This is a genomic window from Streptomyces sp. NPDC048185, assembly GCF_043202495.1.
Taxonomy (GTDB): domain Bacteria; phylum Actinomycetota; class Actinomycetes; order Streptomycetales; family Streptomycetaceae; genus Streptomyces.
The window spans coordinates 379,969-405,376 of the sequence record NZ_JBIDAN010000002.1; the positions used below are offsets into that span (position 1 = coordinate 379,969).

General features: G+C 73.3%; 23 protein-coding genes. 10 read left to right on the forward strand and 13 right to left on the reverse strand.

Going from position 1 to position 25,408, the window contains the following annotated elements; all coding sequences use genetic code 11:
* The first annotated feature begins 147 nt into the window (after positions 1-147).
* The gene (locus tag ACGF3H_RS07705) at positions 148-669 is read left to right on the forward strand and encodes a hypothetical protein (protein WP_362500681.1); all 522 of its coding nucleotides are present in this window, start codon (positions 148-150) and stop codon (positions 667-669) included.
* 95 nt (positions 670-764) lie between these two features.
* Here the strand turns inward: ACGF3H_RS07705 and ACGF3H_RS07710 are convergent, their stop codons facing one another.
* Positions 765-1,259, reverse strand: coding sequence for a hypothetical protein (locus ACGF3H_RS07710; RefSeq protein ID WP_362496803.1), 495 nt, complete (start codon positions 1,257-1,259; stop codon positions 765-767).
* A gap of 331 nt (positions 1,260-1,590) precedes the next feature.
* Between ACGF3H_RS07710 and ACGF3H_RS07715 the strand changes: the two genes are divergently transcribed.
* The gene (locus ACGF3H_RS07715) at positions 1,591-2,259 is read left to right on the forward strand and encodes a class F sortase (RefSeq protein ID WP_362496801.1); all 669 of its coding nucleotides are present in this window, start codon (positions 1,591-1,593) and stop codon (positions 2,257-2,259) included.
* Between the two features lie 35 nt (positions 2,260-2,294).
* On the opposite strand, the gene ACGF3H_RS07720 is transcribed toward ACGF3H_RS07715, so the two are convergent.
* Positions 2,295-3,131 carry a polysaccharide deacetylase family protein gene (locus ACGF3H_RS07720; RefSeq protein ID WP_362496799.1) on the reverse strand — a complete coding sequence of 279 codons (837 nt, stop codon included), beginning with the start codon at positions 3,129-3,131 and terminating at the stop codon, positions 2,295-2,297.
* A 163-nt stretch (positions 3,132-3,294) separates the two neighbouring features.
* Here ACGF3H_RS07720 and ACGF3H_RS07725 point away from each other — a divergent pair, with 163 nt between their 5' ends.
* Together ACGF3H_RS07725 and ACGF3H_RS07730 are read left to right on the forward strand one after the other, a co-directional pair.
* Positions 3,295-3,756 carry a universal stress protein gene (locus ACGF3H_RS07725; protein ID WP_362496797.1) on the forward strand — a complete coding sequence of 154 codons (462 nt, stop codon included), beginning with the start codon at positions 3,295-3,297 and terminating at the stop codon, positions 3,754-3,756.
* 102 nt (positions 3,757-3,858) lie between these two features.
* Complete coding sequence (locus ACGF3H_RS07730; protein ID WP_362496795.1) at positions 3,859-5,271, forward strand: amino acid permease; 1,413 nt, start codon at positions 3,859-3,861, stop codon at positions 5,269-5,271.
* Here the strand turns inward: ACGF3H_RS07730 and ACGF3H_RS07735 are convergent.
* Complete coding sequence (locus ACGF3H_RS07735) at positions 5,268-6,083, reverse strand: alpha/beta hydrolase (RefSeq protein ID WP_362496792.1); 816 nt, start codon at positions 6,081-6,083, stop codon at positions 5,268-5,270. The two genes, ACGF3H_RS07730 and ACGF3H_RS07735, sit on opposite strands and share 4 nt — an antisense overlap.
* Before the next feature lie 57 nt (positions 6,084-6,140).
* Here ACGF3H_RS07735 and ACGF3H_RS07740 point away from each other — a divergent pair, with 57 nt between their 5' ends.
* Positions 6,141-6,623, forward strand: coding sequence for a MarR family transcriptional regulator (locus ACGF3H_RS07740; protein ID WP_362496789.1), 483 nt, complete (start codon positions 6,141-6,143; stop codon positions 6,621-6,623).
* A 28-nt stretch (positions 6,624-6,651) separates the two neighbouring features.
* Here ACGF3H_RS07740 and ACGF3H_RS07745 read toward each other — a convergent pair whose 3' ends face one another.
* The gene (locus ACGF3H_RS07745; RefSeq protein ID WP_362496786.1) at positions 6,652-7,803 is read right to left on the reverse strand and encodes a CapA family protein; all 1,152 of its coding nucleotides are present in this window, start codon (positions 7,801-7,803) and stop codon (positions 6,652-6,654) included.
* Between the two features lie 232 nt (positions 7,804-8,035).
* Here ACGF3H_RS07745 and ACGF3H_RS07750 point away from each other — a divergent pair, with 232 nt between their 5' ends.
* The 3 genes from ACGF3H_RS07750 to ACGF3H_RS07760 all read left to right on the forward strand — a co-directional run bounded on the left by ACGF3H_RS07750 (position 8,036) and on the right by ACGF3H_RS07760 (position 10,102).
* Positions 8,036-8,581, forward strand: coding sequence for a sigma-70 family RNA polymerase sigma factor (locus ACGF3H_RS07750; RefSeq protein ID WP_362496784.1), 546 nt, complete (start codon positions 8,036-8,038; stop codon positions 8,579-8,581).
* Positions 8,582-8,722: 141 nt separating this feature from the next.
* Positions 8,723-9,238, forward strand: coding sequence for a hypothetical protein (locus tag ACGF3H_RS07755; RefSeq protein ID WP_362496783.1), 516 nt, complete (start codon positions 8,723-8,725; stop codon positions 9,236-9,238).
* Positions 9,239-9,451: 213 nt separating this feature from the next.
* The gene (locus ACGF3H_RS07760) at positions 9,452-10,102 is read left to right on the forward strand and encodes a zf-HC2 domain-containing protein (protein WP_362496781.1); all 651 of its coding nucleotides are present in this window, start codon (positions 9,452-9,454) and stop codon (positions 10,100-10,102) included.
* 4 nt (positions 10,103-10,106) lie between these two features.
* On the opposite strand, the gene ACGF3H_RS07765 is transcribed toward ACGF3H_RS07760, so the two are convergent.
* The 3 genes from ACGF3H_RS07765 to ACGF3H_RS07775 all read right to left on the reverse strand — a co-directional run bounded on the left by ACGF3H_RS07765 (position 10,107) and on the right by ACGF3H_RS07775 (position 13,545).
* The gene (locus ACGF3H_RS07765) at positions 10,107-10,337 is read right to left on the reverse strand and encodes a sigma-70 family RNA polymerase sigma factor (RefSeq protein ID WP_362496779.1); all 231 of its coding nucleotides are present in this window, start codon (positions 10,335-10,337) and stop codon (positions 10,107-10,109) included.
* Between the two features lie 112 nt (positions 10,338-10,449).
* Entirely contained in the window at positions 10,450-11,313 is an 864-nt protein-coding gene (locus ACGF3H_RS07770; RefSeq protein ID WP_362496777.1) for a DNA-formamidopyrimidine glycosylase family protein, read from the reverse strand.
* 147 nt (positions 11,314-11,460) lie between these two features.
* Positions 11,461-13,545, reverse strand: a complete 2,085-nt coding sequence (locus tag ACGF3H_RS07775) for a SpoIIE family protein phosphatase (protein WP_362496774.1) — start codon at positions 13,543-13,545, stop codon at positions 11,461-11,463.
* A gap of 120 nt (positions 13,546-13,665) precedes the next feature.
* Here ACGF3H_RS07775 and ACGF3H_RS07780 point away from each other — a divergent pair, with 120 nt between their 5' ends.
* Positions 13,666-15,090 (forward strand): lipase maturation factor family protein, encoded by a 1,425-nt coding sequence (locus tag ACGF3H_RS07780; RefSeq protein ID WP_362496771.1) that lies wholly within the window; start codon positions 13,666-13,668, stop codon positions 15,088-15,090.
* Here ACGF3H_RS07780 and ACGF3H_RS07785 read toward each other — a convergent pair.
* The 3 genes from ACGF3H_RS07785 to ACGF3H_RS07795 are packed head-to-tail and all read right to left on the reverse strand — an operon-like array spanning position 15,087 to position 18,156.
* Positions 15,087-16,067 carry an aldo/keto reductase gene (locus ACGF3H_RS07785; protein ID WP_362496769.1) on the reverse strand — a complete coding sequence of 327 codons (981 nt, stop codon included), beginning with the start codon at positions 16,065-16,067 and terminating at the stop codon, positions 15,087-15,089. The two genes, ACGF3H_RS07780 and ACGF3H_RS07785, sit on opposite strands and share 4 nt — an antisense overlap.
* A complete protein-coding gene (locus ACGF3H_RS07790; RefSeq protein ID WP_362496766.1) occupies positions 16,064-16,819 on the reverse strand; it encodes an SDR family oxidoreductase in 756 nt (251 codons plus the stop codon). The genes ACGF3H_RS07785 and ACGF3H_RS07790 overlap by 4 nt, the downstream gene beginning before the upstream one ends.
* Positions 16,816-18,156: an enolase C-terminal domain-like protein gene (locus tag ACGF3H_RS07795; protein ID WP_362496764.1), complete on the reverse strand. Its 1,341-nt coding sequence runs from the start codon at positions 18,154-18,156 to the stop codon at positions 16,816-16,818. Before ACGF3H_RS07795 ends, ACGF3H_RS07790 begins: the two co-directional genes overlap by 4 nt.
* 159 nt (positions 18,157-18,315) lie before the next feature.
* Between ACGF3H_RS07795 and ACGF3H_RS07800 the strand changes: the two genes are divergently transcribed.
* A complete protein-coding gene (locus tag ACGF3H_RS07800) occupies positions 18,316-19,017 on the forward strand; it encodes an FCD domain-containing protein (protein ID WP_362496761.1) in 702 nt (233 codons plus the stop codon).
* 19 nt (positions 19,018-19,036) lie between these two features.
* Here ACGF3H_RS07800 and ACGF3H_RS07805 read toward each other — a convergent pair whose 3' ends face one another.
* From ACGF3H_RS07805 to ACGF3H_RS07815, 3 genes are read right to left on the reverse strand one after another with little or no spacing between them, the layout of a single operon-like run.
* Positions 19,037-22,057 (reverse strand): glycoside hydrolase family 38 C-terminal domain-containing protein, encoded by a 3,021-nt coding sequence (locus ACGF3H_RS07805; protein ID WP_362496759.1) that lies wholly within the window; start codon positions 22,055-22,057, stop codon positions 19,037-19,039.
* A gap of 31 nt (positions 22,058-22,088) precedes the next feature.
* Positions 22,089-24,125 (reverse strand): endo-beta-N-acetylglucosaminidase, encoded by a 2,037-nt coding sequence (locus ACGF3H_RS07810; RefSeq protein ID WP_362496756.1) that lies wholly within the window; start codon positions 24,123-24,125, stop codon positions 22,089-22,091.
* Positions 24,122-25,408, reverse strand: coding sequence for a glycosyl hydrolase (locus ACGF3H_RS07815; protein WP_362496754.1), 1,287 nt, complete (start codon positions 25,406-25,408; stop codon positions 24,122-24,124). Before ACGF3H_RS07815 ends, ACGF3H_RS07810 begins: the two co-directional genes overlap by 4 nt.

The following is a 25,408-nucleotide window of genomic DNA, read 5'->3' on the forward strand; positions in this document are numbered from 1 at the left end:
CCCCCGGCCGGCCCACACCCTTGCCCCGTTCGCGCGACTGCGATCGCGCACCCGAGCGGGGCTTCCTAGCGTTTCGGGCATCGAGGTGCATTCCTGGCGCGAGCGGAACAGGTCCGCAGCTGCTCCTCGGGACCCGGAGGATTCACCATGCGCGCGATACCCGTCGCCTCGGCCGCGCTGCTCGGCGCCGCCGCTCTCACGTCCTGCGTGCCGGCCGGTGCGGCCGTCGGCGGCAGCACCACGCCGTTCGGCTTCAGCGTCCGCCCCTCCACCGTCGCGCCGGGCGGCGAGGTCACCCTGCGGGTGGACCGGAACGACGGCGCCTGCCGGGGCCGGGTGAGGGTCGTGTCCGCGGTGTTCGACACGGTCGTCATCCCGCGCACGCACGTGTCGGCGCAGGCGCGGGTCGACCGGGACGCCCGGCCCGGCGCGGTGTACCAGGTGTCGTTCACCTGTGACGGGACGACGGGCACCACGAACCTGACCATCGCCGGCGGCCACTCGCACCGCCCCGACCCCGTGCCGTCCAGGGGCGTCCACGCCGGCTCGGGCGGCAGCGTCGCCGGCTTCGACCTCAAGGAGACCGGGCTCGGCATCGCGCTGATCGCGGGCTCCGTCGGCGCCGGGTACCACCTGTACCGGCGCCGCTCCGGCCAGGAGAGTGCCTGACCTCCCCGCCCCGTGCGCACAGGGCGTCGCCCCGGGTCCCCGCAAGGACCCGGGGCGACGCCCTGCCGACGTGCGCGGTCCCGGTGCGGGCGGCGTCAGATCCGTCGCTCGGATCGGCGGCGCAGCCAGAACAGGCCGCCGCCGGCGACGGCCGCGGCCACGAGCCCGCCGCCGATCGCGATGTCCGTCGGGGTGGCCCCGCTCGAGCTGCTGCCGCCGAGACCGCCGCGGACACCGCCGATGACGGTGAAGGCGGCCGGGCGGGTCAGCGTCCGGCCCGAGCAGTTGACCGTGATGTCGTACGAGCCGGGCCGGGCTTCGTTCCTGATGGTGGCGGTGCCCCTGGAGGTCTCGTTCGCCCCCCGCACCGGGGTCAGGTGGGCCCTGCCGAACGCGTCCGAGGTCATGGTCCCGCCCTGCGGGCAGCCGTCGACCGTGACGGTCAGCTGACCGCCGCGCGCGATGACGCTGGGCAGGGCGACGATGTTGCTCGGCGTGTTGTGGTCGCCGCCGGCGGTGGCCGTGGGGGCGGCCATCCCGAGAACGGCGACCGCGGCACCCGCGGCCGCCAGGGCACGAAAGTCGCGCATGTCATCCTCCGCGGAAGACGCCCCGGGACCCGTCCCCGGTCGATCGGCGAGAAAGCGCCTCCCAGAAAGACCCTCAGTTGCCCTGCCCGCCACCGCATTTCGGGAGTGGTCCGTCCTGGTGAGGGGGCCTACCGGGCAGGAACCGGCGGGTGGATATCACCGCAGGTCACGGACCGTCAGGAAATTCCGGCCCGGCGTGTCCCGGATGGCGCACCGGCGGGCGCGCGCGCCACCCGTTCGCATGCGCCCCGTCGCTGCGCGCGGGCACCGCGCTTAGCGTGCTCGTATGCGCGGACGACACGGCGACGGCCGGGTCGAGAGGGGAAGGCCAATGTACGGGTCCGAGGAACTGGCCGAAGAGGAGGAGCGGCGCAGGAAGCGCGCTCCCTGGGGCGTGATAGCGCTGGTTCTGCTGACCGGGCTCGCGCTCATCCGCAACGGTTCCGGGGAGTTCGACGTGGGCCCGCCGCAGCCCGCCTCGGCGGCCGCCTCGGACACGCGCGTCGCCGGCGGGGAGAACGCCGTCCCGGGCCTCGCCCCACTGGCGTACGCGGTCCCCGACCGGGTCGCGATCCCCGCCATCCAGGTCGACGCGCCGGTCATGCCGGTCGGCCTGGACGCGGACGGCTGGGTCGGCGCGCCGCCGCCCGAGGACCCGAACCTGGCCGGCTGGTTCACCGGCGCGGTGTCCCCCGGGGAGAAGGGCACCGCGGTGGTCGTCGGCCACGTCGACAACAAGACGGGCCCCGCCGTCTTCTACGGGCTCGGGGCGCTGAAGAAGGGGAACAGGGTCGAGGTCTCCCGCCAGGACGGGAAGACCGCGGTGTTCGAGATCTACGGCATCGAGGTCTTCGAGAAGGACGACTTCCCCGGCGACCGGGTCTACGCCTCCAAGGGCACTCCCGAACTGCGGGTCATCACCTGCGGGGGCGGTTTCACCAAGCAGAACGGCTACGACGGGAACGTCGTCGCCTTCGCCCGCCTGGTCGAGGTCCGCTGAACGGACCGGACCGGGCGGGCGCGGCGCGGCGCGCGTCACACGTGCTGCCGCCGGGGGACGGTGAGGTGATAGCCGGAGTCCAGCAGCTGCGGCAGGTAGGAGCGCAGGGCGCGTACGGTCTGCGAACGGTTGCCCCCGGCGTCGTGCGAGAGCACCACGACGCCGGGGGCGGCGCCGTCCTCGACCCGGTCGATGATGGTGGCGGTGCCGGGGGTGGTCCAGTCGAGGGAGTCGACGGTCCAGGCGAGGGGTTCCATGCCGAGTTCGGCGCCGAGCTGGAAAGCGGCACGGTTCCACGCCCCGTACGGCGCCCGGAACCAGCGCGGCGGCTCGCCGTAGGCCTTCTCGACGACCTCGCAGGTGCGTTCCATCTCGGTGCGGATGCGGCGCCGGGTGAACTTGGTCAGCAGCGGGTGGGACCAGGTGTGGTTGCCGACGATGTGGCCCTCGTCGGCCATCCGGGACAGCAGGTCCCTGTTGTGGTCGGCCATCTCCCCGCACACGAAGAACGTCGCGCGCACGTCGTACTCGGCCAGCGTGTCCAGGATGCTGGGTGTGTAGTGGGGGTCGGGTCCGTCGTCGAAGGTGAGCATCATGGTGCGGCCCCGGCCGGACATGCGCAGGATCGGCTCGCTCCGCACCGCGGGCCGGTGGGGGCCGGCCCCGGACGTGCCGTATCCGGTCAAGGGCTGGAGGCGGTAGGCGGAGGGCTTGAGCGGAAGCCGCACCTGGGGGCCCGCGGCGGGGACGGCCGGCCGGGCAGGCCCGTGGTCCCGGCCCAGCGCGAGCACGCCGGCGGTGCCTGCCGCTCCGGCCGCCGCGGCACCGGCGAGCAGGGCGCGGCGCCGCGTGAGCAACTGATCCTTCTTCATGACTCATCACTCGCCCGGGCAGGGGCCGACGCCCCTGAACGACACCGGTGCGGCGGCAGGGATTCACCCGGCCGGCCCAGTGGGCGTCCGCCGGTGCTCGCCCCGGGGAGCGGGGCGCACGGCCGGGGCGGGACGGATCCGGGGGTTCCGATAACCTCGCCGCGTGACGCAACAGCACTCCCATCAGTTCGAGCGGGGCACGGACGGACCGAAGGTCATCGTGGTCGGGGTGGACGGCTCCGACTCCTCGCTCCGCGCGGCGGCCTACGCCGGCGGTCTGGCCCGACGGCAGCGCGCGCTGCTCGCCGTGGTGTACGTGCAGCCGGTCATGGCGGCGGGGGCGGCGCTGGGCGCACCGGTGGCGGACACGACCGACGAGATCGCCGAGGACCTGGTGGCCCAGATCCGGGCGGCGACGGAGAGGTCCAAGGGTGTATTTGACGTGCGATGGGAGTTCCACACCTTCCGCGGCGATCCCTACAACGGCCTGGTGAAGGCGGCCGACGAGCTGCGGGCGGACGCCGTGGTCGTGGGTGCCTCCGAGCAGGCCGGGCACCGGATAGTCGGCTCGGTGGCGGTGCGGCTGGTGAAGGCGGGGCGCTGGCCGGTGACCGTGGTGCCGTGACACCGGTCGGCGCGGCCCGTGCGTCGTGCCTTCCGTCGGGGGCGGGAGTGCGTCATCATGATCCACCGTCAGCCGTTTGCCGATCACGAAGAGGTGAGGCGCATGGCCCGGATCCGCATGGGTGAGGGCGTTCTCCGCCGCAAACCCATCGAGCACATCGAGGACACGGAGGCCGGTCAGGGTGCCGGCCTGGTGCGGTCGCTGGGGTTGTGGCAGCTGACGGCCATCGGCGTGGGCGGCATCATCGGTGCCGGCATCTTCACGCTGGCGGGCACCGTGGCCAACGGCACCGCGGGACCGGCGGTCCTGATCTCCTTCCTCATCGCGGGCGTCGCGAGCGCCGCGGCCGCGCTGTCGTACGCGGAGTTCGCCGGGCTGATCCCGAAGGCGGGCTCGGCCTACACCTACGGCTACGCGGTCCTCGGTGAGCTGGTCGGCTGGTTCATCGGCTGGGACCTGCTGCTGGAGTACACGGCGATCGTGGCGGTCGTCGCGATCGGCATCTCCGGCTACTTCAGCTTCCTGCTCGGCGAGACGGGGGCCGAACTGCCGGACTGGATGCTGGGGGCGCCCGGTACCGGCGACGGGCACAAGGTCGACCTGTTCGCGGCGGTGCTGTGCCTGCTGATCGCCTACCTGCTGACGCTCGGCATCAAGAACGCGGCGCGTTTCGAGATGGTCGTGGTCGTGCTGAAGGTGCTGGTGGTCCTGCTGGTGATCGGCGTCGGCGTCTTCCACATCAGCACCTCGAACTACCAGCCGTTCTTCCCGTTCGGCGTCAGCGGGGCCTTCACGGGCGCGGCGACGGTGTTCTTCGCGGTCTTCGGGTACGACGCCATGTCGACGGCGGCCGAGGAGTCCAAGGACGCTCAGCGGCACATGCCGAAGGCGATCATCTATTCGCTGATCATTTCGATGGTGCTGTACGTGGCGGCCTGTCTGGTGCTGACCGGCATGCAGAACTACAAGGACATCGACCCGGAGAGCGGCTTCTCCACGGCGTTCAAGTCGGTGGGGCTCAGTTCCCTGGCCGACGTCATCGCGGTGGGCGCGATCATCGGCATCCTCACCGTGATGTTCACGTTCATGCTGGGTGTCACCCGCGTGTGGTTCAGCATGAGCCGGGACGGCCTGCTGCCCAAGTGGTTCGCCAAGACCCACCCGACGCGGCACGTGCCGACCCGGGTCACCTGGATCGTCGGGGTCGCGTCGGCCGTGATCGCCGGGTTCCTGCCGATCGGCGAGGCGGCCGAGCTGACCAACATCGGCATTCTGCTGGCGTTCGTGGTCGTGTGCGCGGCGGTGATCGTGCTGCGTTACCGGCAGCCGGACCTGCCGCGCACCTTCCGTACGCCGTGGATGCCGTTCGTGCCGGCGCTGGGCATCGTCTTCTCGATCTGGCTGATCACGTTCCTGCAGTGGCAGACCTGGGTGCGCTTCGCCGTCTGGTTCGTGATCGGCCTGGTGATCTACTTCGGCTACTCCTACAGGAAGTCGGAGCTGGCGGGCCGTTAGAGGCCGCGCAGGAAGTCGAGCACGACGCGGTTGAACTCCTCGGGCCGCTCCATGTTCGGGTAGTGCGCGGTGCCCTCGACCAGCACGGAGCGGCCGTCCCGCACCGTACGGGCGAACCGTTCCGCCTCCGCGATCAGGTCCGGGGCGTCGAGGGCGCCGTTGACGGTGAGGACCGGGACGTCGATCTTCGGCACGCGGGCCCAGGTGCCGGTCAGGGGCACGTGCCGGTTCTCCTCGTCGGGCGTGTGCTTGGAGAGGGTGCCGAGGGCCATCTCCCGGATCCGGCGCAGGACGTCCGGGTCGACGTCCTCGACGGCGCGGTGCTCGCCGGGCACGAAGCGCAGGAAGGCCGTGAGCCAGCCCTCGACGTCACCGGCGGCCAGGGCCCTGCCCTGCTCGGCCTGCACTTCGCGGACCCAGGGGTCGGTGTACGCGAACTCACTGGTGGCTGCTCCGCACGCGACGACCGCGCGGACCAGCTCCGGGTACTCCAGCACGGTGTCGGTGGCGATGGCCCCGCCCATCGAGACGCCGACGAGCACCGCGGGGCCCGTGCCGAGGTGGCGCAGCAGCGCGGCGAGGTCGTCGGCCCAGCGGAACGGCTCGCCGGCGTTGGCCGAAGCGCCGTGGCCGCGGACGTCGGGTGCGATCACCCGGTGGGTGGCGGCCAGGGCCGGTATCTGGGCGTCGAAGACCCGGTGGTCGGTGAATCCGGAGTGCAGCAGCACGACGGGGTCGCCCGCGCCGGTGTCGCGGTAGGCGAGATCGCCGTCGGCGGAGGGGAAGAAGCGCAGATCCGAGGCAGCAGTCATGACAACCAAGGTGTCATTCCGGCCGGGATTTGGCAACTCAGGTGTCATGATGGCGGGATGGACGACACCGACGACACGGCAGCCCCCCTCCCTCCGGACGAACTGGCCCACCGCCTGACCGAGGTCTACGACCTCGTCGGCCCCCTCTACCGGCGCACCCAGCGCAGCGTCGAGCAGGGCCTGGCCGACGAGGGCGTGTCCGTCGGCGTCCGTGCCGTGCTGACCCTGCTGCACCGGGGCGGTCCGATGACCGTGCCGCAGATGGGCCGGGCACAGGCGATCAGCCGTCAGTTCGTGCAGCGCATGGTGAACGACGCGGCGGCCCGCGGCCTGGTGGAGAGCATCCCGAACCCCGCCCACCGGCGGTCGTCGCTGATCCGGCTCACCGGCGCCGGCCGGAGCGCGATCACCGGGGTCCTCGACCGCGAGCACGCCGTGCTCCGCGCGGTCGGCGGCGCGCTCACGGCGGCCGACGTGACGGCCTGCCTGCGCGTACTCGGCGAGATGCTGCACGCCCTCGACCACGTCGACGTCGACTGACCCCGCGGAGGCGACCGGCGCGGGCCGGCTACTCCCCCATCACCAGACCGTCCTCGGCGGCGCCCCGGCTGAGCACCACGTCCCGGATGCGGTCGCGCACGGCACGCACCTCGGCGCCCTTCTCCAGCGCCTGGTCGAGGTTCACCACCCGGCCGGCGTCGACGTCGAAGAGCTGTGGGACGAACTCGGCCTTCGTCACCCGCCAGCGTTCGCCGGGGCGGGCGGGCGGGGCGAAGGTGAAGCGGGCGATGCTCGACTGGTTTCCGCGCGGATCGCGCTCGCCGTCGTCGTTGATCATCTCGCCGGCGATCTGGTCGCCCATCCCGTAAACCACCCAGGTGCCGTTGACCTTCTCGTACGCCTGCGGGACGTGGGCGTGGGTGCCGAGGATCAGGTCGACGGCGGGGCGGCCGCCGCTGCGGGCGGCGGTCAGGCTGTCGGCGAGGGCCAGCTGCTCGTCGTCGGGCTCGTCCTGCCACTCGGTGCCCCAGTGCAGCGACACGACGACGACGTCGGCGCCCGCCTCCCGGGCGGCACGCGCGTCCGTGAGGATGCGGTCCTCGTCGATCAGCTGGACCGCCCACGGCTGTCCCTGCGGCGCCGGGCGGCCGTTGGTGTCGAAGGTGTAGGCGAGATGGGCGACCTGGGCCGCGCCCGCGCGCAGGATCGTCGTGGTGCGCGCCTCGTCCTCGGAGCGGGCGGACCCGGCGTGCCGCACGCCGGCGCGGTCGAGGGCGTCGAGGGTGTGGCGGATGCCGTCCGCACCGTCGTCGAAGGTGTGGTTGGAGGCGGTGGAGCAGCCGTCGTAGCCGGTGGCGGCCAGGGCCGCCGCCACTTCGGGCGGGGACTTGAACAGGGGGTAGCCGCTGTAGTCGCCGTTCGCGCCGTAGACGGTCTCCATGTGGCACAGGGCCAGATCGGCGCGCGCGACGACGGGCTTGGCGCCGGCGAACATGGGGCGGAAGTCGTAGCCGCTGCCGCCCGCGTCGAAGCGCGCCCGCTCGATGATCGAGTCGTGCGGCAGGACGTCGCCGGAGGCCACGAGCGTGAAGGAACCGGGGGCGGCGGACGGGGCGGGGGCCGGTCGCGCCGGCGGCTCGTGGTCGCGGGCCTGGCAGGCCGCGCCCGCGGTGAGGAGGACGGTCAGGGCCAGGGCCACCTGCCGACTGCGTGTGATCATCCGTTCACTCCGCTGTGGTCGCTGCACGAAGAAAAATCACATTTACACACAAACAGGTAAAGAGACGGACGCCGTCGCAGAGGGCTCCGACACGCCCATTAGCCCGTCCGGCGTGCGCGAAAGAGGGGTGCGCCGACCGTTCGTCGGACCGTTCACCGACGCGATCGACCGTCCGTCGCAGACCCGTGCGCGCGCCCTGTCCCCGCACGGGGCCCTGCGGTGCCATACGGCCATGACGGCCGGAATCACCCTCCCCCACGCGACGACCGCCGAGCACGAGCTCGCCGCCCTCCAGCGCGAGCACGGCCGGCCGCTCTTCGCGCTGCTGCTGCGGCTCAGCGACGGCGACCGCCAGCGCGCCGAGGACCTCGTGCAGGAGACGCTGGTGCGCGCCTGGCAGCATCCCGAGGCGCTGCGCGCCGACTCCTTCGACTCGGTACGGCCCTGGCTGCTCACCGTGGCCCGGCGCCTGGCGATAGACGCACGCCGGGCCCGGCAGGCACGGCCGGCCGAGGTCGGCGACGCGGTGCTGGAGAACGCGCCGGCCTGCGCCGACCACGCCGAGCGGGCCGCCGCAGCCCTCGATGTGCGGGAGGCTGTGAAGACACTCACTCCGCAGCACCGTGAAGTCCTGGTGCTGGTGTACTTCCAGGGGGCGAGTGTGGCGGAAGCCGCGACGGCCCTCGGCATCCCGCCCGGTACCGTGAAGTCCCGCGCGTACTACGCGCTGCGCGCCCTGCGCAGGGTGCTCCCGGGATACACCGCCGACCTGCGGTGAAACCGGCCCTATGGTCAAGCCTCCGCAAAGCGCCTTGCCGTGGACCCCGGTTGAGTAATCGGCTGTCCTCATCCGTGTTCCGGACGGGGGCCCATGACCCGGGTCGGGCGACGCGCACGCACCGGAGGAAGGCAGGAAGGGATGCTGCACAGAGGTCACGAGAGCACGGACGGCGCGGGCGGCGGCGAACTGACCGTCCCGATGGCGTGGTTGTACGCCGAGTACATCGCCGACGAGCTGCTGCGGACCGGCGACCTGATGCCGCCGACGTCCTTCGAGTTCCGCGCCGGACGCGACGCGCTGGCGCTGACCGTCTTCCTGTCCGACACCGAGAACGAGCTGAGCGGCATCCGGGTCGTCACCCGGCTGGAGACCTGGCTGTCCCTCACGGCCTACGACCAGCCCTGGCACGAGTGGGTGCACGAGCGGCTGGCCGAGGTCACGGCCGACACCGTCGCCGCCGGCCGGCACTCGCCGGACCTGGAGCTGGCCCGGGCGGCCTGGCGCTGGCTCCAGGAGACCGAACTGCTCGCCCCGGACCTGAACGCGGTGCCCGGCGGTGCCCCGGGCGCCGGGGAGGACGAGGGACCGAAGGTGTGGACCCCGGCCTGGCAACTGGGCCTGCCGCTCGGCCACCTCGCCATCCACCTCTTCTAGACACCGCCTCGGCCGTTCCGCACGCCGCCTCGGCCCTGCCGGGGCCGCCGCCGCGGGCCGGAGAATCTTCGCGCACGGACCAATCCACGGGTCCGGCCGCTCCGAACCCGTCGGTGGGGATTCCGTGTGTGGCTTGAGTGATTCGGCTGCCCGGTGCGTACCGGTGGGAGCAAGGAGTGACGCCACCCGCACCCAACGGCACGAGGATTCGGCATGAGGTCCCTGGAAAGGCATGGCGACGTCGGCGCCTACGCGCTCGGCGTGCTGGACGAGGCGGACGCGTTCCGCTTCGAGGACCACCTCATGGAATGCCCCCGGTGCGCGACGCAGGTGACCGAGTTCGGCCCCACCGCCCGCCAGTTGATGCTCTACCGGCGGGCGACGCCACGCCTCGTCCACCCCCTGAGCCGGCCGGGGCCGAAGTTGCTGGACCGTTTGCTGTCGGAGGTGGCGGCGCGCGCCCGGTCCGGCCGCCGGCGGCTGCTGTACGCCGTCGCCGCCGCCGTGGTGTGCGCCGTGGCCGGGCCCGCCCTCGCGCTCCACGCGCAGCAGGGCGCGCCGGGTGTCCACGTCACCGGGACGGACGCACGGACGGGGGTGTGGGCACGGGTCACGGCCGAGGACGAGGCCTGGGGCAGCGACGTGGAGGTCGAGGTGAAGGACGGGGCGGGACCGCGCTCCTGCCGGCTCGTCGCCGTCGGCCGCGACGGCACCGAGGAGACGGTGACCACCTGGAGCGTCCCCGATCACGACGCGCGGCCGAACACCCTGCGCGGGGGTGCGGCGCTGCGCCCCGGCCAGACCGCCCGCTACGAGGTGCGGACCGTGGACGGGGAGCGCCTGGTGACCCTCCCCGTCGGCTGAGCGCTCACCGTGCGGCGAGGGTCTCGCGCCGGATCCGGGCGCAGGTGCCGGCGAGCAGCCGGGAGACGTGCATCTGGGAGATGCCCGTCCGCCGGGCGATCCGGCTCTGCGACCAGTCCTCGAAGAAGCGCAGGCAGAGAATGGCCCGCTCGCGCGACGGCAGCCGGCGCACCGCCTCCTTGACGCTCTCGCGGTCGACCACGAGCTGGAAGCCGCGGTCGGGCTCCCCCAGCACGTCCGCGAGGCCCGGCCCGCCGTCGGCCTCACGGCCGCCGCCGTTCGACGCGTCGAGGGAGAGGTCCCGGTAGCTCTCCAGGGCCTCCAGCCCCTCGCCGCTGTCGGGCCCGCTACTTCAGCAGCCGCGACAGCCGCCGGTCGGCGAGCGGTCTGCCGCCGGTCTGGCAGGTCGGGCAGTACTGGAGGGAGGAGTCGCTGAAGGAGACCTCGCGGACGGTGTCGCCGCAGACCGGACAGGGCTCGCCGGTGCGGCCGTGGACACGCAGACCGCTCTTCTTCTCCGCCTTGAGCCGGCCCGCCGCCAGGCCCCGGGAGCGCTCCACCGCCTCGGTCAGCGTGGTGCGCAGCGCCGTGTACAGGCGGGCGGTCTCCTCGTCGGTGAGCGAGGCCGCCAGTTTGAAGGGGGACATCTTCGCGGCGTGCAGGATCTCGTCGCTGTACGCGTTGCCGACGCCCGCGATCAGGCTCTGGTCGCGCAGGGCGCCCTTGAGCTGCCGCCGCTCGCCGGCGAGGAGTGCGGCGAAGCGGGCCTCGTCGAAGTCGTCGGAGAGCGGGTCGGGGCCGAGCCGGGCCACACCGGGCACCTGCCGCGGGTCGGACACGACGTACACCGCGAGCCGCTTCTGCGTGCCCGCCTCGGTCAGGTCGAAGCCCGCGCCGGTCTCCAGTGCGACGCGCAGGGCCAGGGGCCCCTTGCCGGGCCGGGGCAGGCCGTCGGGGAGGCTGTCCCTCCAGTGCAGCCAGCCCGCGCGTGCCAGATGGGTCACCAGGTGGAGGCCCCCGGCGGTCTCGATGCCGAGGAACTTGCCGTACCGGTGCACGGCGGCCACCGGGCGGCCCTCCAGGGCGCTGGGCGCGGGGTCGTACGTCTTCAGGACGCTGATCGCCACGGGCAGCACCCGGACGATCTCGCGGCCGTCGAGGTGCTCGGTCAGGAATTCCCTGAGCGCCTCGACCTCGGGCAGTTCGGGCATGTGTCCAGAGTGCCACCCGCCACCGACGGCGCGCGGTCGTGGCACGCCCCGGACAGCACGGCAGCGACGGTGCGGCAGGCACGGCACGGCACGGCACGGCACGGGACGGACGGTGCGGCAGCGGCGGTGCGGCAGCGCGGTGCGGCATCAGTCGTGCGGCATCACGAACTCCGACCACACGCACTTGCCGCTGCCCCGCGCCTCCACGCCCCACGCATCCGCGAGCGTGTCGACCAGGCGCAGCCCCCGGCCTGAGACGCCGGAGTCCCCGGGGTCGCGGCGGCGCGGCAGGGCGCTGGAGGTGTCCTCGACCTCGACGCGCAGCCGGCGGTCGGTACCGGAGAGGAACCGCAGGGTGACGACGGCGGAGCCCTCGGTGTGCATGAGGGCGTTGGTCATCAGCTCGTCGGCGACCAGTTCGATCGAGTCGGCGTGGTCCTCGTCGCCCCAGGCGCGGACCGCGGCGCGGATCATGTGCCGGGCCTCGGTGAGCGCCTCGGGGTCGCCCGGCGCGACGTGCTGACGGACCCGGCCGCCGATGCGGGGCGTGTCCGGGGTGCGGCGGCGCAGCACGAGCAGAGCCACGTCGTCGTCGCCGCGGCGCTGCTCGGCCGCCTCGATCAGCCGGTCGGCGAGGCTCTGTACGTCCGGCGGGGCGGAGGCGACCAGCTCGGTGAGGGCCCGCATCCCGTCGTCGAGGTCGGCGCCGGGCTCCTCGACCAGGCCGTCGGTGCACAGCAGCAGGGTGTTGCCCGGGTCCAGCTCGACGGTGCCGACCGGATAGGCGAGGCGCCCGAACTCGGCGGACAGGCCGAGCGGCAGGCCGCCCTCCACGGGTACGCGGCGGCACTTGCCGTCGCGGTGCCGCAGCAGCGGGTCGAGGTGCCCGGCGCGGACCACCTGGACCACTCCGGTGGTCAGGTCGGTCTCCGCGTACAGGCAGGTCGCGAAGCGGTCGGTGTCGAGCTCGTGGAGGAAGACGGAGGCCCGCGCCATCACGGTGGCCGGCGGGTGGCCCTCGGCGGCGTAGGCGCGCAGCACGGTGCGCAGCTGGCCCATGACGGCGGCGGCGTGCGTGTCGTGGCCCTGGACGTCGCCGATGACGGCGCCGACGCGTCCGCCGGGCAGCGGGATGAGGTCGTACCAGTCGCCGCCGATGTCGCGGCCGAGGGCGCCGCCGATGGTGGCGGCGCGGTAGCGCACGGCGACGTCGCAGCCGGGGACGCTGGGGATGGTGCGCGGCAGCAGGGCCTGCTGAAGGCTCTCCGCGAGGTCCATCTCCTGCTCGTAGAGCATGGCCCGCTGGAGGCTCTGCGCGATGCTGCTGCCGAGGGCGACGAGCACGTTGCGGTCCTCGGGCGAGAAGCCGTACCGGTCGCTGTAGAGCAGCCCGATGGCACCGATCGGCCGGGCCTGGGCGATCAGCGGCAGATAGGCCGCCGAGGTGACGTGCAGACCGGTGAGGTGCGGCCACAGGACCGGATAGCGCTCCGCGAACTCCCCGGGTGACTCGATGAAGCGCGGGCTGAGCGTGCGGACGGCCTCGCTCATCGGGTAGTCCTCGTCCATGCCGGTGACGCGGGTGCCGTGGACGAAGCTGCCGTCCGGTCCCTCGGCCACCAGCAGGATGCGGTCGTCCTCCACCAGGCCCATGACGACGCTGGTGGCACCCAGATGGGTGAGGCCCTGGGTGTCCTTGAGGGCGTCGATGACGTCGTCCACGGTGCGCGCGTGCGCGAGTGCCGCCGTGGCGAGCTGCACGACGTTGGTCTGCTGCCTGCGGGCCTCGTCCAGGGCGGCCTGCTCACGGCGGGCCCCGATGTCGCCGAGCTCCTGGGTGGCGTCGCGGACGATGCCGATGATGCGGCGGGGGCGGCCGGTGCCGTCGCGGCGGATGTAGCCCTGGGTGTGGGTCCAGCGCAGGGTGCCGTCGCGGCGGCGCATCCGGAAGTAGGTGCCGTAGTTCTCGCTGCCGTCCTTCATCGCCTGGGCCACCATGGCGTCCAGGCGGTGGCCCTCGGCCGCCGGGATGCGGGCCGACAGCGACTCGGGGTGGCCGTCGTACTCGTCCGGGCGCAGGTCGAACACCTCGTGCGCCTGGGCGTCCATGTGGAACAGCCCGGAGTCCAGGTCCCAGTCGAAGCTCCCCATGCGGTTGAGCGCCAGGATCGGGTCCGGGTGGGCGGGCCAGTCGTCCGGGAGTGACAGGGCGCTCGCTCCCCGATCAACCATGCGCCCCACCTTGCCAGGATTTGCCCGATTATTCGACTCCTGATCCGCTGCCGGGCGGCCGGGAGGGAAGGCCGGGCGGCCGGGGTACCCGGAGCGCGGGGCACGAGAGGAGCGCGAGGCGTGGAGTGGTTCACCGCACCCGACTACTGGCTGACCCGGCTGGTCTTCCAGCGGGCCCTGGCCGTCGTGTACCTGGTCGCCTTCCTGACGGCGGCCCTGCAGTTCCGTGCGCTGATCGGCGAGCGCGGCATGCTGCCGGTGCCCCGGTTCGTCGAGCGGGTGCCGTTCGGACGGGCGCCGAGCCTGTTCCAGCTGCGCTACTCGGACCGCTTCTTCGCGGGCTGCGTCTGGGCGGGCTGCGCGGTGTCGGCGGCGCTGGTGGCCGGTCTGGACTCGCTGCTGCCGCTGTGGGGGGCCATGCTGCTGTGGCTGGTGCCGTGGGCGTTGTACCTGTCGGTCGTCAACGTCGGGCAGACCTGGTACTCGTTCGGCTGGGAGTCGCTGCTGCTCGAGACGGGGTTCCTCGCCGTCTTCCTCGGCAACGACGAGGTGGCCCCGCCGGTCGTCGTGCTGTTCCTGCTGCGCTGGCTGCTGTTCCGCGTCGAGTTCGGGGCGGGGCTGATCAAGATGCGCGGCGACGAGTGCTGGCGGAAGCTGACGTGTCTGGACCACCACCACGAGACCCAGCCGATGCCGGGACCGCTGAGCTGGTTCTTCCACCACCTGCCCCGGCCGGTGCACCGCGTGGAGGTGGCCGCGAACCACGTCACGCAGTTGCTGGTGCCGTTCCTGCTGTTCACGCCGCAGCCCGTCGCGACGGCCGCGGCGGCACTCATGATCGTCACTCAGCTGTGGCTGGTGCTGTCGGGCAACTTCGCCTGGCTGAACTGGATCACCATCGTGCTGGCCCTGTCGGCGATCCGGTTCCCGGCCCATCCGCCGTCCGCGCCCGGCGCTCCGCTGTGGTACGTGGTCGTGGTCCTCGCGGTCGCGGCGCTGCTGGTCTTCCTCAGCCACCGGCCGGTCCTCAACATGATCTCCCGCCGTCAGGTGATGAACCGGTCCTTCGACCCGCTTCACCTGGTCAACACCTACGGCGCCTTCGGCAGCGTCAGCCGGGTGCGCCACGAGGTGGTGATCGAGGGCACCGCCGACGAGGTCGCCCGCCAGGACTCGGACTGGCGGGAGTACGAGTTCAAGGGCAAGCCCGGTGATCCGCGGCACTGGCCGCGCCAGTTCGCGCCGTACCATCTGCGGCTGGACTGGCTGATGTGGTTCGCCGCGCTGTCGCCGTCGTACGCCGGACCGTGGTTCGGCGTCCTGGTGGAACGGCTGCTGGAGAACGACCGGGCGACGCTGAGGCTGCTGCGCCGCTCACCGTTCCCGCCGGACGCTCCGCCGCGTTTCGTCCGCGCCCGCCTGTTCCGCTACCGGTACACGAGCCGGCGTGAGCTGCGCGAGACGGGCGCGTGCTGGGAGCGGACGTACGTCAGGGAGTTCCTGCCGCCGACCCGGCTGGTGGGGACGGCCGCCCGGAGGAGCTAGGCCCTGCCGGGGACCGGCGCCTCGTGCGGGAGCAGGCCGGTGTCCTTCAGTTCCTGCCAGAAGGCGGCCGGCACCTCTTCCTCCAAAAGGTCGGCGCAGTCGTGGACCTCGGCCGCCGACCTGGCCCCGACCAGGACGCCGGGCACGGCCGGGTGGGCCGTGCAGAAGGCCAGGGCGGCGGCGCGCAGGGTGGTGCCGTGGCGGTCGGCGAGCGATGTCAGGCGCAGGGCGCGTTCCAGCAACGCCGGCGGGGCGGCGGTGTAGTCGTACGGCGCGCCCGGCCCGGGGTCCGCCAGCAGGCCGGAGTTGAAGGGGCCGCCGACGACGACGGAGATGCCGCGCTCGCGGGCCGCGGGCAGGAGTCCCCTCAGCGCGCTCTGGTCGAGCAGGGTGTAGCGGCCGGCGCACAGCACCACGTCGACGTCGGTGTCGCGGACGAAGCGGGTGAGCATCCCGGTCTGGTTCATGCCCGCGCCGATCGCCCCGACCACGCCCTCGGAGCGGAGCCGCTCCAGGGCGGGGTAACCCTCCCGGAAGGCCTGTTCGGCGTGGTCGTCGGGGTCGTGGAGGTAGACGACGTCCACCCGGTCCAGGCCGAGCCGTTCCAGGCTCGCCTCCAGGGAGCGGCGTACGCCGTCGGCGCTGAAGTCCCACACACGCCGGTGCGTGGCGGGCACCGCGAAGCCGTGGGCGAGGTCGTCGCCGTCGCCGGACGCGGGTTCCAGACGGCGGCCGACCTTGGTGGAGAGCGTGTACGCGGTCCGCGGGCGGTCGCGCAGGGCCGCTCCGAGGCGCCGTTCGGACACCCCGACGCCGTAGTGCGGGGCGGTGTCGAAGTGGCGGACGCCCCGCTGCCAGGCGGCCCGCACCGCCTCGTGCGCCTGTTCCTCGCCGACCTCGGTGTACAGGCCGGCGATCCCGGCGGTGCCGAGGCCGAGCCGGGACACCTCGACACCGCTGCGGCCGAGCCGGTTCACCGGGCCGCCGGGCGCAGCCGCAGGCCCTGCATGCCGCCGTCGACGGCGAGGGACGTGCCGGTGGTGGCGCCGGACAGGGGGCTGGCGAGGTAGGCGACGGCGCCCGCTACCTCGTCGGCGGAGACCAGGCGGCCGGCGGGCTGGCGGGCCTCCAGGGCGGCGCGTTCGGCGGCCGGGTCGTCGGCCGCGTCCAGCAGGCGGCCGATCCACGGGGTGTCGGCGGTGCCGGGGTTGACGCAGTTGACGCGGATGCCCTCGCGGACGTGGTCGGCGGCCATGGCGAGGGTGAGGGCGTGCACCGCGCCCTTGGTGGCGCTGTAGAGGGCCCGCTGCGGCAGTCCCGCCGTCGCGGCGACGGAACAGGTGTTGACGATCGCCGCGCTCGTGGAGGCACGCAGGTGCGGCAGGCAGGCACGGGCGGTGCGGACCATCCCGACGACGTTGACGTCGAGGACGCGGTGCCACTCGTCGTCGGGGTTGTCCTCGACGGTGCCCTGGGCCCCGACGCCCGCGTTGTTGACCAGGACGTCCAGCCCGCCGAGGTCGGCGACGGCGGCCTCCACCGCCGCACGCACCGAGCCGTCGTCGGTGACGTCGGCGCGGTACGGCAGCAGCGGCCCGGCCACGGACGACGGGTCCAGGTCGAGGACGGCGACCGCCGCACCGCGCCGGGCGAGCAGTTCCGCGGTGGCCCGGCCGATGCCCGAGGCCCCGCCCGTCACCAGGGCCTTCAGGCCCGCGAAGTCGTTCATGCCCTCCGCTCCTTGCCGTGGTCGTGTTCGGCGGCCCAGTAGGTGCCGTCGGGAAAGCCGTACCGGGTGATCGACTCGGGCCGCAGGGCGGCCGAGAAGCCCGGGGCCGTGGGTGCCGTGTAGTGCCCCCCGCGGATCACCACCGGGTCGACGAAGTGCTCGTGCAGGTGGTCGACGTACTCGATGACGCGGTCCTCGGTGGTACCGGTGACGGCGACGTAGTCGAACATCGACAGGTGCTGGACGAGTTCGCACAGGCCGACGCCGCCCGCGTGCGGGCACACCGGCACCCCGAACCTGGCGGCCAGCAGCAGGATCGCCAGGTTCTCGTTGACGCCGCCGACCCGGGCCGCGTCGATCTGGACGATGTCGACGGCGCCCGCCTGGAGGAGCTGCTTGAAGACGACCCGGTTGTGGACGTGCTCGCCGGTCGCCACCTTCACCGGGGCCACGGCCCGGCGGACGGCGGCGTGGCCGAGGACGTCGTCGGGGCTGGTCGGCTCCTCGATCCAGTAGGGGCCGGACTCGGCGAGGGCCGCCGTCCAGCGCACGGCCTCGTCGACGTCCCAGCGCTGGTTGGCGTCGACCGCCAGGCGGACGTCGGGGCCGATCGCGGCGCGGGCCGCACGGCAGCGCCGGATGTCGTCGTCGAGGTCGGCGCCGACCTTGAGCTTGATCTGCCGGAAGCCGTCGGCGACGGCCTGTTCGGCGAGCCGGGTGAGCTTGTCGTCGTCGTAGCCGAGCCAGCCGGGGGAGGTCGTGTAGGCCGGGTATCCGGTGGCCAGCAGCCGCTCCGTGCGGACGTCGGCGCCCTGCCTGCCCCGGCGCAGGAGGTCCAGGGCGTCGTCGGGCGTGAGCGCGTCCGTGAGGTAGCGGAAGTCGATCTGGGAGACCAGCCACTCGGGTTCCGCCTCGGCGAGCAGCCGCCACAGGGGGCGGCCGGCGCGCTTGGCGGCCAGGTCCCACACGGCGTTGACGACCGCGCCGATCGCCATGTGCATCACGCCCTTCTCGGGCCCCAGCCAGCGCAGTTGGCTGTCCCCGGTCAGGTCCCGGTAGAGCGTGCCCGGGTCGGCGCACAGCTCGTCGACCGACCGGCCGATCACGTGGTGGCGCAGCGCGTGGATCGCGGCGACCTGCACCTCGTTGCCGCGCCCGATGGTGAAGGCGAAACCGTGCCCCTCCGGTGCCCCTTCCGCGTCCGTGCGCAGCACGACGTAGGCGGCCGAGTAGTCGGGGTCCGGGTTCATCGCGTCGGAGCCGTCGAGCTCCCGCGAGGTGGGGAACCGGATGTCGTGGGTGTCGACCGCGGTGATGCGGGCTGGGGTCGGGGACACGCGGCTCCTCGGGGCTGGGCGGGCCAGGTGTCGCATATTTATCAGACCACTTGGGCGAACGAACAGTCGTCGGCCCGCATTTTCTGCGTGCCGACTCGTATTGGTCGGACCACGTCGGCGATTAGACTGCGGCGCACCCCGGCGAACTGGAGGAACGGCGTGGACGAGACGGCCCCGCGCAAGGGCACGGTGACCGCGCGCGCCATCGAGCGGATCAAGACGATGATCGCGGAGGGCCTGCTGGAGCCGGGGCAGCGGCTGCCGACGGAACGGGAGCTCGCCGCGCAGTCGGGCATCTCCCGCAGTTCCATGCGGGAGGCGATCCGCGCGCTGACGGTGCTGGGCGTCCTGGAGGCCCGGCACGGCTCGGGCATCTACGTGACGCGGCTGGAGGCCGGCGACCTGCTGGAGACGTTCGGCGTGGTGGCCGAGCTGTCGCGCGGCACGCGGACCGTGGAACTGCTCGAGGTTCGCCGGGTCCTGGAGTCGGCGGCGACGGCGCTGGCCGCGGCCCGGATCACGCCGGAGCGGCTGGCCGAGGTCGAACGGCATCTGACGGCGATGGACGCCACCGACGACCCGGAGGAGCTCCTCGCCCACGATCTGGCCTTCCACCGGGAGGTCGTCGCGGCGGCCGGCAACGAGACCATGGCCGCCATCCTGGAGGGCCTGTCCTCCCGGACCTTCCGGGACCGCATCAGGCGCGGCCGTCAGGACGAGGGCGCCTTCGACCGCACCCGCCGCGAGCACGCCGCGATCCACCGCGCCCTGGCCGCCCGCGATCCGGAGGCCGCCCGGGCGGCGGCGGCGGCGCACATCGGTGCGGTGGAGGACTGGCTGCGGGCCCGGCTCGCGGAGTGAACCGGGCCCGCCTGTGCCGTCAGGCGCGCTTCAGCCGCAGGGTCATCAGCTGGAACGGCCGCAGCCGTACGGGGATCCGGCCGCCGTCCGGCCGGGGCGCCTCCGCGTCCGCCAGCGGGCGTTCCAGCAGGTCGGTCACCTGCACGTCGGTGACCTCGAAGCCGGTGGTGAGCGTGGCGCGGACCCGGCCGCCGTGGGCCTCGTGGAAACGGACGACCACGTCCCCGCTGCCGTCGTCGGCCAGCTTCACGGCGGTAATCACGACCGCCTCCTGATCGGCCGTCACGAGCGGGGCGACCTCCCCGGCTCCGGTCGTCCGCCGCTCCGGCAGGTTGATCCGCCAGCCCTCGCGCACGGCGTCGCCGATGCCCGCGCCGGGCACCAGCGCGTGCCGGAAGCGGTGCACACCCTGGTCGGTCTCCGGGTCGGGGAAGCGCGGGGCGCGCAGCAGGGACACGCGGACGGTGGTGGTCGTACCGCGGTCGCCCCCGGTGCGGACGGTGCGGGTGACGTCGTGGCCGTACGTCGAGTCGTTGACCACGGCGACGCCCCAGCCGGGCTCCTCCAGGTGGACGAAGCGGTGGTTGCAGGCCTCGAACTTGGCGGCCTCCCAGCTGGTGTTGGTGTGGGTGGGCCGGTGGAAGTGCCCGAACTGGGTCTCCGATGCGTACCGTTCGGCGTGCACGTCGAGGGGGAAGGCGAGCTTGAGGAACTTCTCCGTCTCGTGCCAGTCGACCTCGGTGTCCACGTCCAGCCTCCGCTCCCCCGGTGCGAGCGTCAGCACCTGGGTGACGCGGGAGGAGCCGAAGGAGCGGACGATCCGCACCGACGCGCCGTCGTCGCCGGGGGCGACCTCGTCGGCGTCGGTGAGGTCGGTGACCGTGTTGCGGTAGAACTCGTCGACGTCCCAGGCGTCCCACATGTTGGGGAAGTCGGAGTGGAGCTGGAGCAGGTTGCCCGCACCGCCCGGCGCGATCGTCTCGCGGTCGGCGGCGATGTCGTACGCCGAGACGACCAGCCCTCGCTCGTCGATCTCGACGCGCAGCAGCCCGTTGTCGAGGACGTGGCCGCCGCCGGGGCGGGGGGTGAGGTCGGTGCGGCCCCCGGTCGTGGGCGCGGCGGCGGCGCCGGCCGGGACGCCGGCGCGGGTGTGCGGGGCGGAGTTGAAGACGAGCGGGGTGTCGCCCTCACCGGCCAGGGCGCGCTGGGCGGCGTCGATGATGCCGTTCAGTTCGCCGGCGACACGGTCGTACGTGGCGCGTGCCTCGCGGTGCACCCAGGCGATGGAGGAGCCGGGCAGGATGTCGTGGAACTGGTGCAGCAGCACCGTCTTCCAGATGCGGTCCAGGTCCTCGTAGGGGTAGGGGAATCCGGTGCGTACGGCGGCCGTGGCCGCCCACAGCTCGGCCTCCCGCAGGAGGTGTTCGCTGCGCCGGTTGCCCTGCTTGGTCTTGGCCTGGCTGGTGAGGGTGGCGCGGTGCAGTTCGAGGTAGAGCTCGCCGACCCAGACGGGCGGCTCGGGATTCTCGGCCTCGGCCTTCTCGAAGAAGGCGTGCGGGGTCTCCCACTCGACGGTGGCCGAGCCTTCGAGGTCGCGCAGCCGGGCGGCCTTGGCGACCATCTCGCGGGTGGTGCCGCCGCCGCCGTCGCCCCAGCCGGTGGGGGCGAGGGAGTGCCGCGCGACGCCCTTGTCCTTGAAGTTGCGGGCCGCGTGCGCGATCTCGCTGCCCTTCATGGAGCAGTTGTAGGTGTCGACGGGCGGGAAGTGCGTGAAGATCCGGGTGCCGTCGATGCCCTCCCAGCGGAAGGTGTGGTGCGGGAACCTGTTCGTCTGCGACCAGGAGATCTTCTGCGTCAGCAGGTACTTGGCCCCGGCCGCCTGGATGATCTGCGGGAGTCCGGCCGCGAAGCCGAAGGTGTCGGGCAGCCACGCCTCGTCGTTCTCGACGCCGAACTCGTCGAGGAAGAACCGCTTGCCGTGCACGAACTGGCGGGCCATCGCCTCCGAGCCGGGCATGTTGGTGTCCGACTCCACCCACATGCCGCCGGCCGGCACGAACCGCCCGTCCGCCACGGCCTTCTTGACCCGCGCCCACACCTCGGGCCGGTGGTCGCGCACCCACGCCCACTGCTGGGCCTGCGACATGGCGAAGACGAAGTCCGGCTCGTCCTCCAGGAGGGCGGTCATGTTGGAGGTGGTGCGGGCGACCTTGCGCACGGTCTCGCGCAACGGCCACAGCCACGCCGAGTCGATGTGCGCGTGACCGACGGCGCTGATGCGGTGCGCGGAGGGCACGGCGGGGGCGGACAGCACCTCGGTGAGGCGGGAACGCGCCTCCTGCGCGGTGCCGTTGACGTCCTGGAGGTCGATGGCGTCCAGCGCCTTGTCGACGGCGCGCAGGATCTCCCAGCGCCGCGGCGACTCCACCGGCAGCTCGGCCATCAGCTCGCCGAGCACCTCCAGGTCGAGGACCAGGTTCCACACCGTCTCGTCGAGGACGGCGAGGTCCATGCGGGCGAGGGTGTACTGCGGTTCGCCGCCCGCGGTGTCCTTGTCGCCGAGCCGCGTGGGCACGAAGGGGTGGTAGTCGAGGATGACCGGGTTGGAGGCGGCCTCGACGTGCAGGCGGACCTCCTCGCCGCCCTCGACGGGGGCGCCGATCCGCACCCACTGGTTGCGCGGGTTGAGGCCCTTCACCGGGGTGCCGTCCGGGCGGTAGACGAGGCCCTCGCACTGGAAGCCGGGCATGTTCTCGTCGAAGCCGAGGTCGAGGATCGCCTCGACGGTCCTCCCGGCCCACTCCTTCGGCACGGTGCCCGTGACCCGGAACCAGCTGGTGCCCCAGGGCGCGCCCCAGCGGGCGCCGACCTCGATGGGCCGCGGTTCGGCCGCGAGTCCCTCCTCGACCGGGACGGGCTCGCCGGGGGCGTGCCAGACCGCTACGTCCAGGGGCACGGACTCTGGGTACACGGCGGGGCGGACGCGTTCGTCGAGGACACGCTTGAGGCGGGCTTCGACCAGGTTGCGGTCGTCATGCATGCGGGTGCTCCGGGGTCGGTGGGGCGGGTGTCTACCAGCGGTGGGTCACGGTGGCGGGGGCGGACGTGGTGTACAGCTCCCCCACGGCGCGTACTTCGAACCGTGCGGCGCGCTCGCGCCGCTCGGGGGCGAGTCCGCCGGCGAACCAGGCGCGCTGGCAGGTGCCTCCGAGGAAGCGGCGGGTGCCGTCGGGGAGCACGCGGTGGAGGGTGTAGTGGCGTACGTCGTCACCGTGGGGGTGGTTCCAGGCGAACCGCAGGTCGCCGCCGTGTGCGGCGGTGATCCGCGGGGCGGTGGGCGGCGCGGGCGCCTTCGGTGCGGCCGCGCGGACGGCGAGAGAGCCGAGCCGCCAGCGCACGGGGCCGTCGGACGACGTGAGCCGCACGCCGATCGCGTGCAGCGTGCCGGACAGCCCGGTGAGCGGCACGGTGACCGTCTCCCAGCCGTTGACCGGCTTCGCGGCCCGCGCGGCCGTCACGGGGATCAGGCGGTACGGCGGTGCCTCGCCCGGTGCACCGGCCTCGGCGGTGGCGACGGCGAGTTCGAGGTCCACGGCGCCCGTGTCCGTGCGGTGCGTCAGCTCGACGACCGTGTCCCCGTCCAGCGGCAGCCGTGTCGCGTACAGGTCCAGCAGGGCCGGCCGGTCGAGTCCGCCCTCGACCAGCACGCTGCTGCCGCCCCGCCACGCGTCGGCGAAGTCGAAGCCGACCGCCGGACGCGTGCCCTCCGTCCGCACCACCCAGCGCCGCGAGGGCAGCCGGTCCTGGAGTCCGAGGTGGTTCCACGGCGCGTGGGAGGTCACGGCTCCCTCCTCGTACCAGCGCAGCCCGTGCCCGGTGTTGAACACGGTCGCGAACGGCAGCGACGTGACGCTCGACCGGTCGGCGACCGACACGGCGGGCGCCCGCCAGGGGTCCGTGGCGTCGGGCCGTGACGGGTCGAGCGACGCCCCCGTCCAGAAGCGGTCGTCGGCGGCGTGGAAGTCTCCTGGTGCTCTGCGGTCCTCGGGCAGGTGGTTGCGGGTCCACTCGGGCCGGTACAGGCCGATCGAGGTGACGTGCGGCCGGTCCGCCGGCACGATCGCGTCCCAGTTCCCGGACGTGTTCCAGCCGTTCGCCTCGACGTCCACCCCTGCCCGGAGCTCGTACCGGCTGCGGCCCAGCGCCTCGGCCCGCGCCCCGGAGGAGGCGAGGCGGCCGGCCGTCCAGCGGAAGTCGACGAACATGTCGTCCGCGGCCTCGAAGAACGCCTGGTTCCGGTCGTTCAACGCCCCCTGCCAGCTGACCGTGCCGTCCACGGTCATCGAGTCGTACCAGGTCACCCGCTGGCCCTTCGCCGTCGCCAGGGCCTTGAGCTCCCGTACGAAGCCCCGCATGTCCGCGCCGAGCGCGGCGTCCCCTCCCCCGGTCTCGGCGTTCACGAACCAGCCGTCGAAGCCGTACGCGTCGGCGACCGCGACCAGTTGCGCGGCGAGCGGGAAACGCCCGGCGGCGTCCTTCCGCACCAGGTCGCGGGTCCAGGTCAGCTGCCCGCCGTAGGCGACGGGCGGCAGGAAGACGTTGCCGAGGACGGGTACGCCGTGCCGGTGCGCCGCGTCGACGACCGGCGCGTTGGGAGCGAGGATCAGCCCCTCGCCCGAGGAGCCGCCCCAGAAGACGAGTTCGTCGACGTACGCCCAGTGGGTGAGGGCGTAGTGGTCGGCGGTGGCGGAGCCCTGGGACGGGTTGCCCGCGGTGGGCCCGAAGGAGACCAGGGACTGGATGCGGGCCTGCCCGGCGCGGGCCGTGGTGTTCGCGGGCGTGGGCGTGAAGCGGTCGGCGAGCGGGACGGACGCGGTGTTGAAGGCGAGGTCGGGGTCGTCGGCCGCCCGCCACGTCCGGAGGCTGCGCCAGGTGATGCCGTCCCCCGGGGTGCCGGCGGGGGTCGAGTCGGGGAACCAGTAGGAGGCGTACGGCTGGAGGCCGGCGGCGGCCTTCGGGGCGGCGGCCGCGGCACCGGCGGCGGGGAGGGCGGGCCACAGCGCGGCGGCGGCGCCGGCGAGCAGGACGGTGCGTCGGGTGGGGGTCACGAGCGGGTGCCTCCTTGGCGGACGTGGGGTCCGTGCGGGGTGGGAAGTACCTGGCCGGGCGTGACGACCTCGGTGATGCCGCGCGCGGCGAGGTGCCCGGCGTCGGCCGCGTGGGTGTCGAGGACGGTGGTCGGACGGGCGCCGTCGGCGACGAGCCGGAAGAAGGCGTCGAAGACGGCGCCGCCGGGGGCGCAGGCCGAGCGCGCGGACGGGTGGGCCGGGACGGCCAGCGCGGTGGTGCGCGGGGCGGGCGCGAGGTGTGTTCCCTCGCGTGCCGCTCGGGCCGCGCGGGCCAGGACCCGTGCCGTGTCCTTCGGACGGCGGTCGTTGGTGAGCAGCCCGAGTCCGTACTCCAGTTCGGGGAAGTCGGCCAGCGTCCGGGACACGTCGTGGGAGCACCACCAGGTGACGCCCCACAGGTCGGGGCAGTCCAGGGCGTTCGCGACGGTCGCCTCGGTGAAGGCGGCGGCGTGCTCGGCGGGGACGAGGGGGGCCGGGGCGCCGACCTCCTGGAGCCAGACCGGGCGGTGCGGGTCGCCGGCCCACGCTTTGCTCAGCTCGATCAGGTAGGCGGCGTGGTGCTCACTGGGCACGGAGGTGCGGCCGTGGCGCTGGGCGGTGCCGTTGAAGACCCAGGAGTGCACCGCCGTCACGGCGCCCCGCCGGGCGGCCTGGGCCGGGGTGAAGGGCTGGTCGTCCTGGTACCAGGTCGCGTCGTACTCGGCGTGCAGGTGCATGCGGCCCGGGGCGCCCTCCTCGCAGGCGGCGAGCATCCGCTCCAGCCAGGCGTCTATCTGGTCGCCGGTGGCGCGGTCGGGGTCGGGGTGGGGACCGGCGGAGAACTGGTTGACCTCGTTGCCGAGGGTCATGCCGAGGAAGTTGGGCCGGTCGGCGAGCGCGGCCGCGAGGGTGCGCAGGTAGGCGGCCTGCCCGTCGATGACGTCGGGGTCGGTGAACAGATTGCGGCGGTGCCAGGTGCGGGTCCAGGCGGGCAGGAAGTCGAAGCTGCTCAGGTGCCCCTGGAGGCCGTCCACGTTGACGTCGAGGCCGCGTTCGCCGGCCGCGTCGACCAGCTCCACCAGGTGCTCGACGGCGCGCTCGCGGATCAGGGAGCGGTTCGGCTGGAAGTAGGGCCACAGCGGGAAGACCCGGACGTGGTCCACGCCCAGTGCGGCGACGGAGTCGAGGTCGGCGCGCACGGAGCCGAGGTCGAAGTCGAGCCAGTGGTGGAACCACCCCTGGCTCGGGGTGTAGTTGACGCCGAAGCGCACGGCAGGAGGCAT